The 17455-nt window shown below is 42.5% G+C and carries 8 protein-coding genes; all 8 read left to right on the top strand.

The features are described from left to right. The first annotated feature begins 119 nt into the window (after positions 1-119). The 8 genes from M886_RS10685 to M886_RS10645 all read left to right on the top strand — a co-directional run bounded on the left by M886_RS10685 (position 120) and on the right by M886_RS10645 (position 17328). The gene (locus M886_RS10685) at positions 120-1973 is read left to right on the top strand and encodes a DUF2207 domain-containing protein (RefSeq protein ID WP_048051151.1); all 1854 of its coding nucleotides are present in this window, start codon (positions 120-122) and stop codon (positions 1971-1973) included. A gap of 108 nt (positions 1974-2081) precedes the next feature. Beyond that, on the top strand, positions 2082-2630 hold the full coding sequence (locus tag M886_RS10680) for a LemA family protein (protein ID WP_015412672.1): 549 nt from the start codon (positions 2082-2084) through the stop codon (positions 2628-2630). Positions 2631-3150: 520 nt separating this feature from the next. Continuing rightward, the gene (locus M886_RS10670) at positions 3151-5889 is read left to right on the top strand and encodes a DEAD/DEAH box helicase (RefSeq protein WP_048051150.1); all 2739 of its coding nucleotides are present in this window, start codon (positions 3151-3153) and stop codon (positions 5887-5889) included. 706 nt (positions 5890-6595) lie between these two features. Next, entirely contained in the window at positions 6596-8053 is a 1458-nt protein-coding gene (locus M886_RS10665) for an NAD(P)/FAD-dependent oxidoreductase (RefSeq protein ID WP_048051149.1), read from the top strand. 1044 nt (positions 8054-9097) lie between these two features. Next, entirely contained in the window at positions 9098-11404 is a 2307-nt protein-coding gene (gene hsdR / locus M886_RS10660; RefSeq protein WP_048051148.1) for an EcoAI/FtnUII family type I restriction enzme subunit R, read from the top strand. Between the two features lie 208 nt (positions 11405-11612). Further along, positions 11613-13064, top strand: coding sequence for an HsdM family class I SAM-dependent methyltransferase (locus M886_RS10655; RefSeq protein ID WP_048043492.1), 1452 nt, complete (start codon positions 11613-11615; stop codon positions 13062-13064). Continuing rightward, positions 13061-14845, top strand: a complete 1785-nt coding sequence (locus M886_RS10650; RefSeq protein ID WP_052724824.1) for a restriction endonuclease subunit S — start codon at positions 13061-13063, stop codon at positions 14843-14845. The genes M886_RS10655 and M886_RS10650 overlap by 4 nt, the downstream gene beginning before the upstream one ends. A 266-nt stretch (positions 14846-15111) precedes the next feature. Beyond that, positions 15112-17328 carry an AAA family ATPase gene (locus M886_RS10645; protein WP_080927504.1) on the top strand — a complete coding sequence of 739 codons (2217 nt, stop codon included), beginning with the start codon at positions 15112-15114 and terminating at the stop codon, positions 17326-17328. The last annotated feature ends 127 nt before the right edge of the window (positions 17329-17455 follow it).

Below are 17455 nucleotides of genomic sequence, written 5' to 3'. Positions count from 1 at the left end.
TGTTTCCAAATTACAGACTGCCTCTTTTGGTCTCTTTTTTATTTTCGTTCTGTTTTTTTACTTAAAACTCCAATAAAATATTAATATCCAAAAGATAATATAGAGTTGGAGGATTCCGGTTGAGATTTTCAAAAGGCTCTGCTGAACCTGTCAGAGAAATAAATACTAATTCTGCGGTCTTAAAAATAGCTATAACAACTGTTATTCTGCTTGTCTTTCTCTGTCTGGTGCCTTCAGCCAGTGCTAGAGACTATGCTCTGGAAGAAGCAGGAACGAGTATAACTATAGATTCCAGAGGCCTGGTTCATGTTGAAGAATCGATTTCATATACATTTGATGGAGATTACAGTGAAGTATTTAGAATCCTGGAAGTGCCGCCCGGGGAATCAATCCAGAATATTACAGGGCATTGTTCAGATGAAGCGTGCAGGTTCAGAGTAGAAGAGACTTCCAGAGGCTATGAGCTGATAGGCGAACTTCCTTCCCCCACTCCAGAAAAAGTGACTTTTTTTATTTCTTATGACCATTACGGCGCAGTCAAGGTCCACAGAGATATTTCGGAATTCCATTATAAGCTCTGGGGTGAAGAATGGGAAAAGCCCCTCGGAAACCTGAGAGGAAACATTACGCTCCCTGTGGAAAGCGAGAATGAGCTTCAGTACTGGATCCATCCGACCGGCTATACCCGGAATATCGATGTGGAAAAAAATGTGGTAAATTTAAGGACAAAAGAAATTCCTTCATATCAATGGTATGAAATCAGGGTTGTTTTTCCAAGGATAGAGTCTCCCGATTCCAGCTTTGTCAAGATAGACGATGCAGAGGGCCTTGAAGAAATTCTTGCTATTGAAAATGAATATCAGCAAAAAGGCTCGATTTTAAAAGGCCTTTACGGGCTGATAATTTTATCCACTCTCATTGCCCTTGCACTGCCACTTTTCATTTATTTGAGGTACGGGAGAGAACCGGAAATTGGTTACGAAGCAATATATGAAAGAGAGCCGCCTACGGCATCCAGACCAGCAGTTGTCAATGCCATTATGCGGGGAAAAATAGGCACCCCCACGATGGACGGGTTTACTGCTACGGTAATGAACCTTGCTAACCTTGGTTACATTTCTCTCAGGACTGTAAAATCTGAAGAACGAAGGGCACTGAGCCTTTTCAAATCCGAGGATGAAGACATTTTAATTGAAATTGCCAGCCCGGTGTCGTATTCAGGAGCTAGGGGAGACCTCCCGAAACTGGAAGACTTCGAGAAAGACGTGCTCAACTTATTGAAAAAACATTCTTCAGGAAACAAAATTTCATGGGCCAGGTTGAAAAAAGAACTTGGAAAAGGAACCGGCTTCTATGAATTTATCACTGCATGGAATAAGAAGGTTGAAAAGCATGTCGTGATTGAAAAACTCTTCCGGTCAACAGGAAATAAATACATGGTTATTTTCAGCATTGCAATTCTGATCGTAGCAATTGCTTATTTTATCATACTATCCAATTATTTCCCTTCAGATGCATTTCCCCTCGCATCCATTGCCAATTTGCTGGTGGCTTTTATCACAGTCTTTTCAGTAGTTATGATAATTTTCTCCAGCGCGTTTGAAAAAGTCCTCGGGCGCTGGACTCCTGAAGGAAGGCTCTATTATAAAAAATGGGCTAACTTCAAAAAATACCTCACAGATTTTTCCGCGCTCAAGGAACATCCCCCGGAATCAATCGAACTCTGGGACTCATATCTTGTTTATGCAACCGCCCTTGGAGTCGCAGAAGAAGTCCTTAAAAATATGTCCTTAGTCGTTCCTGCTGAACAGCTTAAAGCAAGCCACTTTTACTATGTGCACCACAGCTATGGCCAGTTCGGTTCCGGGTTTGGGAGTGCTTACACATCATCTGCCCCATCTTCGAGCGGAAGCGGAGGCGGAGTGGGCGGTGTTGGAGGCGGCTCGGGCGGTGGAGGAGGAGGAGCCCGATAAAATACTTTTAAAGAAAACCGTGGTCAAAGTAACTGATGAAAGAAGGAAAAAGTGACAAAAGAAACAGTGATGGAAGGAAGGAGTTAACGAAGGAGAAGGTGATCTATAATGATAACAGAAATTCTAATAATAGCAGCAATAATTCTTGGTTTGCTGTTCGTTATAATTTATAATGACCTTATAAAACAGAGAAACAGGGTAGAAAACGCCTGGGCCCAGATAGAGGTACAGCTTAAAAGACGTTATGACCTTATCCCCAACCTTGTAGAGACAGTAAAAGGGTATGCAGGGCACGAAAAGGCCCTTTTGGAAAATGTTACAAAAGCCAGGGCTGCTGTAATGTCTGCAAACGGTGTCAATGAAACAGCAGAAGCGTCAAATTACCTGTCCTCAACCCTCAGGTCCCTGTTCGCAGTTGCGGAAAATTATCCCGACCTTAAAGCCAACCAGAACTTTTTGCAGCTCCAGAAAGACCTCATGGATACTGAAAACAAAATAGCCTATGCAAGGCAGTTTTATAATGATACTGTCATGAAGTACAACATCAGCATCCAGACGATCCCCAAAAACATTGTCGCATCTCTCTCGGGATTCGGAAAGAAAGACTTATTCGAAACTCCGCAAGCAGAAAGGGAAACTCCGAAAGTTGAATTCTGATTGTTTGTATACCGGAAAACGATACGTGCAGAATTGGACTTATATATGCCAGTTCTCTTTTTTTGAATTTTGGGAAGGGCTACTCTCCTGCATCGAGCGGGACAGGACTGATCTGGCATGGAGAACGATGATGGACGGGTTAGAGGAACTTATATACTGGTCTCTTGAATGTAGCTCGGCAGCAAAATTCATCGAATATCCATACTGAACTGGCTCACAGGCAATCAATAGATTAATATTACTCCATGGCAAGCCTGTATCTTTTATCCCGTCCGCGCCGTTCCTGCTGATAGAGCTGGCGGACCCGGATCAGGTAAAAGCATAACATTTATCCATGCCTGAAAATTAAAATAAATACTGCTCCGGAAAATTAGCTCCTGTCCGAATTTGCAGAGCATGACATAATGAAAGTGAAATGAAAGTGAAATGAAAGTGAAATGAAAGTGAAACAAAAGTGAAATGAAAGTGAAACAAAAGTGAAATGAAAGTGAAACAAAAGTAGAAAACGTGGAGTAGAAAAATGGAAATTTCCTGCCTGCTGAATGAAATAAAAGCTTCCATCCGCTATGAAAACCAGATAGTCCATATTGAAGAAACACCAGCAAGGGATGCATGTTATGCGCCTCTTGAACTGGAAGTACGGATAAAAGCTGCACTTTCAGGCACAGGAATTGAAGCCCTTTATTCCCATCAGGCTGAAGCTATAGAAAAGGTAAGGGAAGGAAAAGACCTGGTGCTCTGTACAAGCACGGCAAGCGGAAAATCCCTTACTTACATGATACCTGTTTTTGAAGCTGTCCTGAAGGACCCTGAGGCTACTGCTCTTTATATTTCTCCCCTGAACGCCCTTGTAAATGATCAGCTAAAAGCTTTCCTCGAATTTGAAGGTGCATTAAATTCCGGTGCAGGCATAGCCCGCTATACAGGTGCTCTGAGCGCGGACCAGAAGAGAAAAATCAGGAATGGAAAGACGAATATTGTGTTTACGAACCCTGAGATGGTGCACATGAGTTTTCTTGCCTGGCACCACCTGTGGAGGCGCTTTTTTTCAAACCTCAGGTTCATTGTTGTTGATGAGAGCCATTACTACAGGGGAGTTATAGGGAGCAATATGGCAAACGTGCTGAGAAGGCTCCTCAGGGTTGCGGAATATTACGGGGCTTCCCCGCAGTTTATCTGCTGCTCGGCGACTATAGGGAACCCTGAAGACCACACTGAAACCCTTCTGGGAAGGGAAGCCGTGGTGGTTGAAAATAACGGGTCTTTACAGGGGCCCCAGAAGTTTGTGTTCTGGAACCCGCCTCTTTACATGAACGGGAGAGGGTGCACAGTAAGGAGAAGCAGCTTTTCCGAAGCCTCTGCCCTTTTCACGCGGGCAGTCCAGGCAGGACTCCAGACACTGGCTTTTACCCGGTCAAGGCAGGGTGTGGAGAGGATGTACAGGAGCTGCATGGAACTTTTAAGGGACCGGGGGCTTCCCTCTGCAATCTGCCCTTACAGGAGCGGATATTTTGACCGGGAAAGAGAAGAAATCGAAAAGAAAATGAATTCGGGAGAGCTCAGAGGCGTTATTTCCACAAATGCCCTCGAACTCGGGATAGATATAGGGGGGCTTGATGTCTGCATCCTTGACGGCTATCCGGGAACGGTAATGAGTGCAAGGCAGCAGGCAGGAAGGGCGGGCAGGAGCGGGAATGAAAGCCTTGTCCTGATGGTAGCCGGGACAAATGCCCTCGACCAGTACTATATGCGAAACCCGGCTGACTTTTTTGCAAGAAGCAGTGAAAACGCCGTTCTTAACCCCAAAAATCCCTACATCCTTGCAGGGCACCTGCTCTGCGCAGCAAAAGAAATACCTCTAAGGGAATCGGATGAAAAGTATTTTGGCGGCGGATACTCAAGAGTTGTTGAGCTCCTGGAAGCGGAAGGGCTGCTTGCTGGAAGTGACATGAAATATTCTACCGATCCTTTCCCTTATAAACAGGTCTCCCTGAGGGGAATAGATAATAATACTTATTCTCTGCTCGCCTTTGAGGGGGAAAGGAGCTTTCCTATTGAAAAAGAGATTGAAGAGACCCTGGCTTTCCGGGAATGCCATCCGGGTGCGGTCTATATGCACAGGGGAGAACCCTTTTACATAAACGGGATAGACCATGAGAAAAGGGAAATTCACGCTATAAAGACGCACGACAGCTATTACACAAAACCGATGATAGACTCGTCGGTCGTGGTCCAGGAGACTTATGCAGCAAAGCCTCTTTTGCACGCTCCTGAGGTGGAGGTAGGGCTTGGAGAAGTTGAGGTAACGGACAGGATAGCAGGTTACAGGAAAATAAGGACCCACAGCGACGAGACGATGAGCGCTCATGATATTGAAATGCCTCCCATTACCCTCCAGACTGTCGCGCTCTGGCTCAAACTGCCCGACAGGCTGCAGGAAATGATAGGAGACCATAAACTTGATTTTGCAGGCGGGATCCATGCTGTTGAACATGCAATGATTTCCATGTACCCCCTGCACCTGCTTGTGGACAGGAGCGATGTAGGCGGGGTTTCAACTCCATCCCATCAAGACCTCGGAGGCAAAAGCGGGATATTCATTTATGACGGGCACAGGGGAGGAGTCGGGTATGCCGAAAAAGGTTATGATCTCATTGAAGAGGTATTGGATGGCACCTTAAAAGCAATCGAGAGCTGCCCCTGTGAAAGCGGCTGCCCGAGCTGTATCCAGTCTCCCAAATGCGGGAATAACAACGAGCCCCTTGACAAGCACGCTGCAATCATGCTCCTGCACGAACTCCTGGGAAAAGTCCCCTACATCCCGCCCGAAAAAAAAGAAAAACACCTTTCAGAAACCAGACCTGCCCGGCCGGCCACACAGCAAAAAAAGAGTTCAGGAGATGCCCTTGACAGGGTAAGAAGGCAGCTCAGGAGGGAAAACATAAATCAGGAGCCTCAGGCAGGGAAGGAAAAAAAGGAAAAGACCTTCATTGCCACGGATGAAAATGGGGGAATGATCGGAGTTGTTTCAGCCCCTACCCCGGAAAAAGCCGCAGCAAAAACATTTCATCAGAAACTCGCAGGGCAACAGCGAGCCACAAAAGAAAAGCCTTTACAGATAAGGATCAGGGACCTTGGAGCAGGCAGTGATTACCATTTCAGGGCATGGATCGAGCTTTTTGAAGCCGCAGAAAACGGGGATCCTGAAAGTAAAGAGAAAAAAGCAGTCAAAAAATTGTTTATTAGAAAAATGAGCTGAAGAAGAGTTTTCCAAAGTATTTCCATTTTCCTGGTTTTTTTCGAACTTTTCTTTTCTGGCTTTTCTTTTCTGGCTTTTCTTTTCTGGCAAGGACATAACTTTAAATAAATATTAAAATTTATTGGTGAAAGTTTTTTATACTGAGACCTCCATATATGTTAATTAGTGGGAAAGATAATGAATAAAGTGGGAATAGGAGGAAGGTTATTTGCAAAAGTTGTTTTTCATACTGATGTATACCTGCCTATTTATGGGCGTTATGCTTGCAATTTCTTTCATTCAGTAACAGGTCAATCAGGTAATTGATCCGCAAACTGAGGACTGAAATAAATGTGAATATAAACAGAGATCTCAGTAACAGAGATCTCAGTTAAACAAGTCCCTGATTGTTGAGATTTCAGGTTAATATCTGAACTGAAAGAAGTAGCTGTTAGATAAATAGCTGTTAAAAAAGTAGCCTGTTGAATTTCACAGGCACACTTCACATTCGGGGACATGTATTAGATTTATTGCTGATTTTTGCCAGTAATACCCTATACCGCGGCTGTGGATGCGGCATAAGGAAAATGTAAATACGAATCAGGGATATATTTATTTGCGGAAATAATGTGAAGTTCGCTGCATTTTATGAAAAAATTTTTATTGATAATATTAAGGAAATTAATAAGTTTTTCTGATGTTTGAGCAAAAACTAAGGGGGTTGCCCATGGGTGACGAAAACCAGGCTATTGAGATAGAAAAGATAGGCTCCGCATATGATGTCGTGATTATAGGAGCAGGACCTGCAGGGATGTTTGCGGCTTACGAGCTTGCAGCCGGGAAGATGGAAATTCTTGTTATTGATATGGGCAGGGACATTGATAAGCGCTCCTGCCCTATGAAAGCCCTTAGCTACTGCAAGCACTGTGCACCGTGCGAGATAATGTGCGGGGTTGGAGGCTGCGGGACATTTTCTGACGGGACACTTAACCTTCGGCCTGACATAGGAGGTGACCTGGCAGCCCTTACCGGAGACCAGACTGAAGCCTGGGAGCTGGTTGACAGGGTCGATAAGGTTTTCCTTAAATTCGGTGCACCCCAGACTGCCCTTCTTACAGAAGGCCCGGAAGTAGAGGAATTAAAACGCAGGGCTGCTTCTGTCGGAGCCCGGTTTATAGAGATCAAACAGAGGCATATAGGCTCGGACAATGCACCTGCACTCATCGGGCGCTTCAAACAGGATCTTGTTGATAAAGGAGTGGATTTCCTGATTGAAACCGAAGTCCATGACCTTTTGATAGAAGGAAAGGAATGCAAAGGAGTTATACTCTCAGGCGGGAGGGTTATCCGCGCAAACTATGTGCTCCTGTCTCCAGGAAGAAGGGGCTGCAACTGGGTTTCGGAAATGATAGAAAAACATGACCTGAAAGCCCGTTACGGCGGAATTGACATAGGGGTCAGAGTCGAAGTCCCTGCTATTATTATGGACCCTGTTACTAAAATCAACCGTGACCCTAAATTCCATATCCAGAGCCGCCGATATGACGACTTTGTAAGGACATTCTGCACCAACAGGCGCGGTTTTGTCGTGAAAGAAGAATACGAGGACTTTATTGCAACAAACGGGCATTCCATGGCAAATAAGGAGTCAGAAAATACCAACTTTGCATTCCTTGTCCGTATAGAACTTACAGAACCCATGGAAAACACTACAAAATACGCCCGCTCAATTGCGAAACTCGCGACAACGATCGGAGGAGGAAAACCAGTCCTGCAGCGCATGGGAGACCTGAGGCGCGGACGGCGGTCAACAAAAGAGCGCCTTGCCAGAAACCTGGTCATAAATACATTAAAAGACGTGACACCTGGCGATATCTCAATGGCTCTTCCTCACAGGATAGTCATGGACATAATTGAAGGCCTTGAGACCTTAAACGAGATTATCCCCGGCGTTGCTTCGGACTCGACCCTGCTTTACGCTCCTGAAGTCAAGTTCTATGCCATGCACCTGGACGTGGACCGCCATATGGAAACCAGCATCAAAAACCTCTTTGCAGCAGGAGACGGTGCAGGCCTCTCAAGGGATATAGTAAATGCCGCTGCAACCGGAATTATGGCTGCAGAAGGGATTATGAAAAAAGCCGGAAAGGGTCAGGATATCCAGGAAGAAGAAAACAGATTTTGAAGCTCTGAGAATAGAAAAATTATGCTGCTGTTTTATTTAATTTTGTTAAAAAAGTTATTTAGCTTTGTTAGAAAAGGTTGCGTTCCCATCTGAAATACCTGGAGTTTCCGAAAGGCGTCTAAAAGATTTAACTTTTTGAATTTTTGGTTTGGGAAGAGGTTTGAGGTATTTGACTTGTGGGTTGAGAGTTTTTCAATATTCAGTTATTTTGTGGGTAGATCTTTTGGAGTAGGTGTTGTTTGCTGGTTGGTGTTCATTTGATGAGAACGCAAGTTATACTATGCACCTGGAGTATATATTATTTTTAACGAATAATCGTAATGAGGAGATATAATCATAATAGAACCGGAATAACATTAGTTTAATGATCTAAGATTATATCAGCAATATAATAAGTTTGTAATTACAGAAATATAATAAGTTTATAATTACAGAAATTTTAAAAATTGTGTGATGTTGAAATATTGAAACTTAATGAAACAGTTTGACTTAGGGAATTTCAAAATTGTTAATTTAACGTGGAAAATTCAGTGCAGGAAATTTCAGATAATTTTAGGTTAATTTTAAAAGAGTTTGCGTTCCCATCTAAATACCTGGAAGTTCCGAAAGGCATCTAAAAGATTTAACTTTCTAAGTCTTTAGTTTGGGAAGAGGTTGGAGTTATTTGACTTGTGGGTTGAGAGTTTTTCGTTTTTTAATACTTTAGTGGGGTAGATCTTTTGGAGTAGGTGTTGTTTGCTGTGGGTGTTCAATTGATGAGAACACAAGTTATACTACGCATTTGGGGTATATATTATTTTTAACGAATAACTTCGACGCATGCGTATAATCAATATCTTAATAAAATAATTAAGTATTAAATCGTATAATATTATATTAACAGTATAACACTTTGTAAGGAAATACAAAAATAGGCGGAGCATGCTGAAAAATAATTAAGCCGGCAGGAATTCAAAAACACAAGAAATTTAAAAGTATAAGTAGTGACTGCACTTATATTAATTACCGTCTAGAGTGTTAGTAAATTCCGCTGGATGACTGTAAATGGAAGAGGTAAATAAAAAAGAACTGAGTGAGCGGGATATTTGCTCAAAGTTTATCACGCCTGCGATCAAAAGGGCTAACTGGGAAGAAAAACAGATCCGGGAAGAAGTAAACCTTACCAGGGGAAGGATTATTGTTAAAGGTTCATCTGCGAGCAGAGGAAAACCAAAGAGAGCTGACTATATTCTTTCCTATAAACCCAACCTTCCTCTTGCAGTTGTGGAAGCAAAGAGGAATATTTACACGGTTGGAGAGGGCATGCAGCAGGCGCTCATGTATGCTGAGATGCTGGACATTCCTTTTGCATTCAGCTCGAATGGGGATGCCTTTTTGCTCCACGACAGGACAGGCACTCTTGGAAAGGTAGAAGAGGAAATTTCTCTGGACAAATTTCCTTCCCCTGAATTTCTCTGGCGGAAATACTGCGAATGGAAGGGGCTTGACGAAGACAGGCAGAGGATCGTAACCCAGGACTATTTTTCCGATCGGCAGAAATCCCTGCGATATTATCAGCGTATAGCAATTAACCGGACAATAGAGGCAATTGCAAAAGGGCAGGACAGAATCCTGCTGGTTATGGCAACAGGTACGGGAAAGACTCTCACGGCATTTCAGATCATCTGGCGCCTCTGGAAGGCAGGGGTGAAAAAAAGAATCCTTTTCCTGGCAGACAGAAACATCCTTGTTGACCAGACAAAAATTAACGATTTCAAGCATTTCGGGAAGGCAATGACAAAAATCAAGAACCGGGAGGCTGAAAAATCCTACGAAATTTACCTGTCCCTCTATCAGGCTGTTTCAGGCACAGAAGAAGAGAAAAACATCTACAAACAGTTTTCCCCTGACTTTTTTGACCTTGTGATTGTGGACGAATGCCACAGGGGAAGCGCGGCTGAAGATTCCGCATGGAGGGAAATACTCGAATATTTCTCTTCGGCAACGCAGATCGGGCTGACTGCAACCCCGAAAGAGACAAAAGACGTTTCCAATATCCATTACTTCGGAGAGCCCATCTACACATATTCCCTGAAACAGGGAATCGAAGACGGTTTCCTTGCGCCTTACAGGGTTATCCGTATAGACCTCGATAAGGACCTTGCAGGCTGGAGGCCGGAAAAAGGCAAAACGGACAAATACGGCAGAACAATAGAGGACCGGATTTACAACCAGAAAGACTTTGACAGGGACCTTGTGCTTGAAAAGAGGACTGAACTGGTCGCAAAGAAAGTAAGCGAGTTTTTGAAAGCAAATGACCGTTTTGACAAGACCATCGTTTTCTGTGAGAATATAGACCATGCGGAAAGGATGAGGGAAGCTCTTGTTAACGAAAACCCTGACCTTGCAGGGGAAAACCGAAAGTACGTTATGCGGATTACAGGGGACAACCAGGAAGGAAAAGCCGAACTTGACAATTTCATAAATCCTGAGAGCCGCTATCCTGTTATTGCCACGACCTCGAAACTGATGAGCACAGGAGTGGACGCCCAGACCTGCAAGCTGATAGTCCTTGACAAGAGAATCCAGTCAATGACCGAATTCAAGCAGATTATAGGCAGAGGGACACGGATAAATGAGGATTACGGGAAGTACTATTTTACGATAATGGACTTCAAGAAGGCTACTGAACTCTTTGCTGACCCTGATTTTGACGGCGAGCCCGTGGAGATATACGGACCTGGAGAAAATGGGCATGGTGGTTCCAGAGATCCGGAAGGGGAAACAGACAGGGAAAAATATTTTGTGGATGACGTTGGCGTTGAAGTTCTTACCGAGCGCACGCAGTACTACGGATCGGACGGAAAACTGATTACCGAATCCCTGAAAGACTATACCCGTAAGACCATGCTCAAGGACTTCGAATCTCTGGACTCTTTTTTGACGCACTGGAACGAAGCCGAGAAAAAACAGGCTATAATTGCCGAACTTGAAGAGAAGGGGGTTTTGTTCGATGCGCTTTCAGAGGAGGTAGGAAAGGACTTTGACCCCTTTGACCTTATCTGCCACGTTGCGTTTGACCAACCTCCTCTGAGCAGAAAAGAACGGGCTGAGAGGGTTAAAAAGAGCAGCTACTTCAGCGAATACGGAAAACAGGCACAGGAAGTCCTTGATGCGCTGCTTGACAAGTATGCAGACGACGGGATTGAAAACCTTGAGGATATGAGTGTACTTAAGATCCAGCCTTTTGACAGGATAGGGACACCACTTGAGATTGTGAAACTTTTCGGAGGCAAGAACAGCTTTCTTGCAGCAGTCAGGGGGCTTGAGTCCCAGCTTTATTTGCAGGAAGCCGAATTGCTGGAAGCCTGAACTCTGGAAATCCAGGTTCTGAAGAATTGTTTCATGGAACCTGATTCGAAGGACTTATGTGGGATTACAAAAATGTGAGAGTACAAAATAGTATTCCAATTTATTTAGTATTCCAATTTATTTAGTATTCCAATTTATTTAGTATTCTAATTTATTTAGTATTCCAATTTATTTTTACAGCGTTTTGAATTTGCGGGAAAGGAAAAACATGTCACTTGACACAACGATAAAAGGAATTCAGGACATCATGCGGAAAGACGCAGGCGTGGACGGAGACGCCCAGCGCATAAGCCAGCTCGGCTGGATGCTGTTCCTGAAAATATTCGATGCAAGAGAAGAAGAATACGAACTTGAGGACGAGGAATATATTTCCCCAATCCCGGAAGAGCTGCGCTGGAGGAACTGGGCGAAAGACCCTGAGGGAATTACCGGAGACACCCTGCTGGACTTTATCAATGAGAAGCTCTTTAAGACCCTGAAAAACCTCACTTTTTCCGAAGAAGATGACCCCAGAGGCTTTGTGGTAAGGGACGTTTTTGAAGACTCGTACAACTACATGAAAAACGGGACCCTGATCCGCCAGGTCATTAACAAAATCAATGAAATCGACTTCACGAATTCGAAAGACCTGCACACCTTCGGCTCAATCTACGAGAAAATCCTCAAAGATTTACAGAGCGCAGGCAACGCAGGCGAGTTTTACACACCTCGTGCAGTCACACAGTTTATGGTAGACATGGTTGACCCGAAGCTGGGCGAAAAAGTCCTTGACCCTGCCTGCGGGACAGGCGGCTTCCTGACGAGCACGATAGAGCATATCCGTGAAAAGTACGTGAAATCCGTGGAAGACCACCGCATTTTGCAGGAATCGATCTCAGGCTTTGAGAAAAAGCAGCTCCCGCACCTGCTCTGCATTACCAATATGCTCCTGCACGGAATAGAAGTCCCTTCCAGAATCCGCCACGACAACACCCTTGCCCGCCCGCTTCGGGACTACACCCCGAAAGACCGCGTGGACGTTATTGTCACAAATCCACCATTCGGAGGCGTGGAAGAAGACGGCATCGAGACAAATTTCCCCACAGCCTTCCAGACACGCGAGACCGCTGACCTTTTCCTTGTCCTTATTATGCACGTCTTAAAAGACGGAGGCAGATGCGGGATAGTCCTCCCTGACGGAACCCTTTTCGGGGAAGGCGCAAAGACCCGCATTAAAGAAAAACTCCTTCAGGAGTGCAACCTGCATACAATTGTGCGCCTCCCGAACGGCGTTTTCAACCCCTACACCGGCATAAAAACGAACCTCCTATTTTTCACGAAAGGCGAGCCGACAAAAGAAATCTGGTATTACGAACACCCCTACCCTGCCGGCTACAAGTCTTATTCCAAAACCAAACCCATGCGCATAGAAGAGTTCGCCCCGGAAAAAGCCTGGTGGGACAACAGGGTAGAAAACGAATTCGCCTGGAAAGTCAAAGCCGAAGACGTTATAGCGAGCAACTACAACCTCGACATCAAAAACCCGAACACCGTTGAAAACGACCACGGCGACCCTGAAGAGCTGCTGGAAAAGTACAGAGCCCTGCTTGACGAAATCGAAGAAACCCGAACCGCCCTCAAAAACGAACTCATGGACGCGCTGGCAGGGAAAAACGCATGAATCCGGACGTTTTTTTTAGAAACTTCGAGCTGTTTGCCGATGCGCCGAATGGAGTTCAGAAGTTAAGGGAACTTATTTTGCAGCTTGCGGTTATGGGGAAGCTTGTACAGCAGGACCCGGATGACGAACCGACAAGTGTTTTGCTTGAGAAAATTGAGGCTGAAAAAAAGAAACTTATTAAGGAAAAGAAATTGAGAAAAGAAGAATCATTACCTTCAATCAAATCAAAAGATGTACCTCTGGAACTCCCTAAAACTTGGAAGTGGGTTTATCTTAGGGATATTGGTCAAATCGTAGGTGGAGGCACTCCGACAACAAGCCAACCAGATTATTTTTCGGAGGATGGTATCGCATGGTTAACACCCGCTGATCTATATAATCTTAAAGAGAAATTTGTTTTAAAAGGAAGAAGAGACTTAAGTGAGCTTGGTTTGAAAAAGAGTTCTGCACAGCTTATGCCTGCTGGAACTGTTCTTTTTTCTAGTCGCGCACCTATCGGCTACGTGGCTATAGCTGCTACAGACCTGGCTACTAATCAAGGTTTCAAGTCATGTATTCCTTTCATAATGGAGATGAACGAATTCATTTATTATTTTTTAAAACACGCTGGAAAAGAAATCGATCAAAACGCTTCAGGAACTACTTTCAAAGAAGTCTCTGGAAAAGTGATGAGTCAAATTCTTTTTCCTCTCCCTCCCCTCACTGAACAAAAACGCATAGTTTCCAAAGTCGACGAACTGATGGCTCTCTGTGACAAACTCGAAGCCCGCCGCCTGAAAAAACAAGAAATCCAGAGCAAACTCAACAGCGCTGCCCTCGAAAGGATGCTCGGCGCGGAAAATCAGGAAGAGTTTGAACAATACTGGCGGCGCATTTGTGAAAATTTTGGTATTCTCTATGATAACCCTGAAAATGTAGAAAAACTAAAGCAGGCAATTCTTCAGCTTGCGGTTCAGGGAAAATTAGTGCCTCAAAATCCAGAGGATGAGCCGGCGAGGGTTTTGATTGAGAAAATTGAAACTGAGAGAGAAAAGTTTGTTACAAAGGGTGAAATTAAAAAAAGCAAAGCGCCACCACTCATAGAAGTTTCTGAAATGCCCTATGAGTTGCCTGAAGCTTGGGAATGGGTAAGGATAGACAAAGTTGCAAAGAATATAGAGTACGGAACTTCTGAAAAAGCATCTGAAATTAGAGATGGAATTCCAGTCCTAAGGATGAATAACGTTCAGAGTGGGAAAATCACTTATGATGATCTTAAGTATGTGCCGGAGTCTATCAAGGATTTGCCCAGATTATTCCTTAAACACAATGATTTACTTTTCAACAGAACAAACAGTTATGAGTTAGTTGGTAAAACAGGCATATTCAAGGGTGAAGACGATACTTTCACCTTAGCATCCTACTTGATAAGAGTTTCACTGTTCAACAGGTGCGTAATTCCAGACTTCGTCAATATGTCATTAAATTCTAACTACTTTAGAAAAACACAAATTGAACCCGAAATTACTCAACAATGCGGGCAAGCTAATTTTAACGGAACAAAATTAAAGAACAATTTAGTTCCTCTTCCGCCCCTCGAAGAACAAAAACGCATCGTTGAAAAGGTCGAGCAGTTCATGGGGTTGTGTAATGAACTTGAAGCAAAACTAAGGAAGTCTCGGGAAGATAGCGAGAAACTTATGGAAGCGGTTGTGAAGGGTTTATTAGAAGAAGCAGTTACTGAAAAAAGAGAGTTAGAAAAGCCTGTTCCGTTACAGGTGGCGAGTGTTCAATTGAGGTGAGTTAATCTTATTTTGTTTTTTTAGCCTCGTAAGAAATGTTAGGTTAGAAGGGGCTGCCGCCTGAAAACGAGATATAATTATAGAAACTTCAAAAAAACAGGATTTTTCAAGCAAAGTGAGAAAGGGAATAGCTTTTAAAACTCGATACTAGAAGTACATGTCAATAGAAAAAATATAAATTTTCAAAAGTAACATATAATGGAAAGAACATACATATAAACTAGGTAAAGTTAAACTAGATAATTTTATCAATTAATGTCAATTAAATGAAATACCGTGACTGTGATGTCAATATGATTACTGCCAATCCTAAAATTGTTGTCGCTGGTGATGTTACTGTTGATTGGTTTTTTTGGACAAGACATGCTTTCTCAAATAGTGAAAAGATAAATTGGAGGTTGTTTGAAGGCGTTAATGCATCTCCTCAACTAGGGGGTGCTATACTTTTGTCCAAAATGTTGGCTAATAGTTTGAGTGAGATCTCCAAATGCATAACAGATCAAAACTGTAAAAATATAGATTTGTTAAAAGATTCCGCCCAAATTCTCCATACAAATGTGAAGTTAGATCTCTTTCCCGCTTGGGAATCAAATTCCAAAAGTCAGGTATATAGGGTTAAAAAATACTTAGGCTTTACCACTCCTACAGGCGATAAAGAATATCCAGAACCTTTGGATATAAATGATGATGAAGGAGATCATGATTTTGTCATAATTCATGATGCTGGAAATGGATTTCGCGATGAAGGAAAAAAATGGCCAAAAGTAATAAATGGGAGTAAAAATCCAGTTGTGATATATAATATGTATCCTCCACTTTTTGAAGGAAAATTATGGGAAAATATAGTAGAAAAACATACAGAAAATCTAGTTCTAATTTTAAATTCAGAAGACTTGAGAAAGTTAGGAGCAAATGTAAGTAGGTCTCTCTCTTGGGAAAAAACTGCCCTCGAATTTTTATGGGAAATAAAACATAACAAAAAATTAGCTCCGATAAAGAGTCTACAGAATGTAGTCGTTCGCTTTAAAGCAGAAGGAGTTATTCACTATAATGGCCAAAATAGAAACGTCGCTCCAAAACTATACTTTGATCCATCTTCGGTTGAAGGAGCTTTTTGGGATAATAAAAAGTTTGGTATGATGAGAGGGATCTCTATAGTTTTTGTTTCTTCCTTCGCTTCGAGAGTAATATCTAATCATTTGAAAATAGGAAAAATTTCGGATGAGGCTTTAAAAGAAAGTATTGAGGAAGGCTTATTAAATGCTAGAGAGTTCCTGAGGAGAGGATATGGAATTAAGATATGCGAGAATAAATTTTATGAATATTTCTGTGAGGAGTTGCCTCTAAATAAAAAAGATGAAGATTATATAGAATGTGCAGTACTACCGTTTACTGAATGTTATAATCAACCTGATCCTATGTTTTGGAGTATTTTAAAAGAGAAAACAAAGGATAGAAATATAAAACTAGATGATGTTGCTGTAGATATTGTAAAAAATGGATGGGCAGCTATCAAAGGCTTTCCTACAGGGCATTTTGGGAAACTAACTACTGTGGATAGGGCAGAAATTGAAGGCTTTGGAAGTCTGAAAAGTATAATGGAAGGATATTTAAATTCAGGGCAGTTCTCAAGACCATTATCAGTTTCAGTTTTTGGGTCTCCCGGCTCTGGTAAATCTTTTGGAATAACAGAAGTTGCTAAAAGTATCGATCCTGAAAACGTATATAAAATAGACTTTAACGTTTCACAATTTACTTCAATGAAAGATTTAACGAATGCGTTTCATAGAATTAGAGATATTTCACTCAAAGGAAAAATCCCACTTGTCTTTTTCGATGAGTTTGATTGTACTTTTGAGGGTCAACCACTTGGGTGGTTAAGATACTTTTTAGCACCTATGCAAGACGGTGAATTTATGGACTGTGGTAGTATGCACCCTATTGGAAAATCAATTTTTGTTTTTGCTGGCGGTATCTACAAGAGTTTCCAAGAATTTTGTGAAGAGACTGCCACTAGCCCTGATACTAAAAAATATTTAATAGAAAATTCTTCGACATCGAGGAGATCAACAGCAGAAAAATGTCCCGATTTTGTTAGCCGTCTGAGAGGCTATGTTAACATTCTTGGACCTAACAGACTAGATGAAAACAAAAATGAAAATGATAAGAATGATGATGCTTACATAATCCGTAGAGCGGTTATACTACGTTCCCTAATTGAAGAGAAAGCTCAGAGTATAATTGACAAAAAGACTGATTCTAGCGGTAAAACTAAGCAAGTCGCAAATATCGATAATAGCTTGTTGAAAACCCTTATATTAATATCAAAATACAAACATGGAGTACGTTCAATGGAAGCAATTATTGATATGAGTATGCTTGGGGCACATAACTCTTGGGAAAAGGCTTCTTTACCTCCTAAAGATCAACTTGATCTTCATGTTGATGGAAAAGAGTTTTTTACTATCTTAGCAAATAACTAATATTTTAAGCACATTTTTCTAAACTCAGTAGGAACAGCAGATCAAATTAAGTTTGCTCAAAAAGATCTTAGTGAAGCTTGTGTTTTCCAATTTTATCTTGTACTGTAACATTCTATGTATTAATACT

It is taken from the genome of Methanosarcina soligelidi, from assembly GCF_000744315.1.
GTDB classification, from domain to species: Archaea; Halobacteriota; Methanosarcinia; order Methanosarcinales; family Methanosarcinaceae; genus Methanosarcina; species Methanosarcina mazei.
This window is presented reverse-complemented; position numbering and strand designations above follow the sequence as displayed.

Excerpts from the sequence above, each read along its gene's own strand:
- M886_RS10650 (WP_052724824.1), top strand. The coding sequence starts at position 13,061 with ATGAATCCGGACGTTTTTTTTAGAAACTTCGAGCTGTTTGCCGATGCG.
- M886_RS10665 (WP_048051149.1), top strand. The coding sequence starts at position 6,596 with ATGGGTGACGAAAACCAGGCTATTGAGATAGAAAAGATAGGCTCCGCA.
- M886_RS10670 (WP_048051150.1), top strand. The coding sequence starts at position 3,151 with ATGGAAATTTCCTGCCTGCTGAATGAAATAAAAGCTTCCATCCGCTAT.
- M886_RS10645 (WP_080927504.1), top strand. The coding sequence starts at position 15,112 with ATGAAATACCGTGACTGTGATGTCAATATGATTACTGCCAATCCTAAA.
- M886_RS10655 (WP_048043492.1), top strand. The coding sequence starts at position 11,613 with ATGTCACTTGACACAACGATAAAAGGAATTCAGGACATCATGCGGAAA.
- M886_RS10680 (WP_015412672.1), top strand. The coding sequence starts at position 2,082 with ATGATAACAGAAATTCTAATAATAGCAGCAATAATTCTTGGTTTGCTG.
- hsdR (WP_048051148.1), top strand. The coding sequence starts at position 9,098 with ATGGAAGAGGTAAATAAAAAAGAACTGAGTGAGCGGGATATTTGCTCA.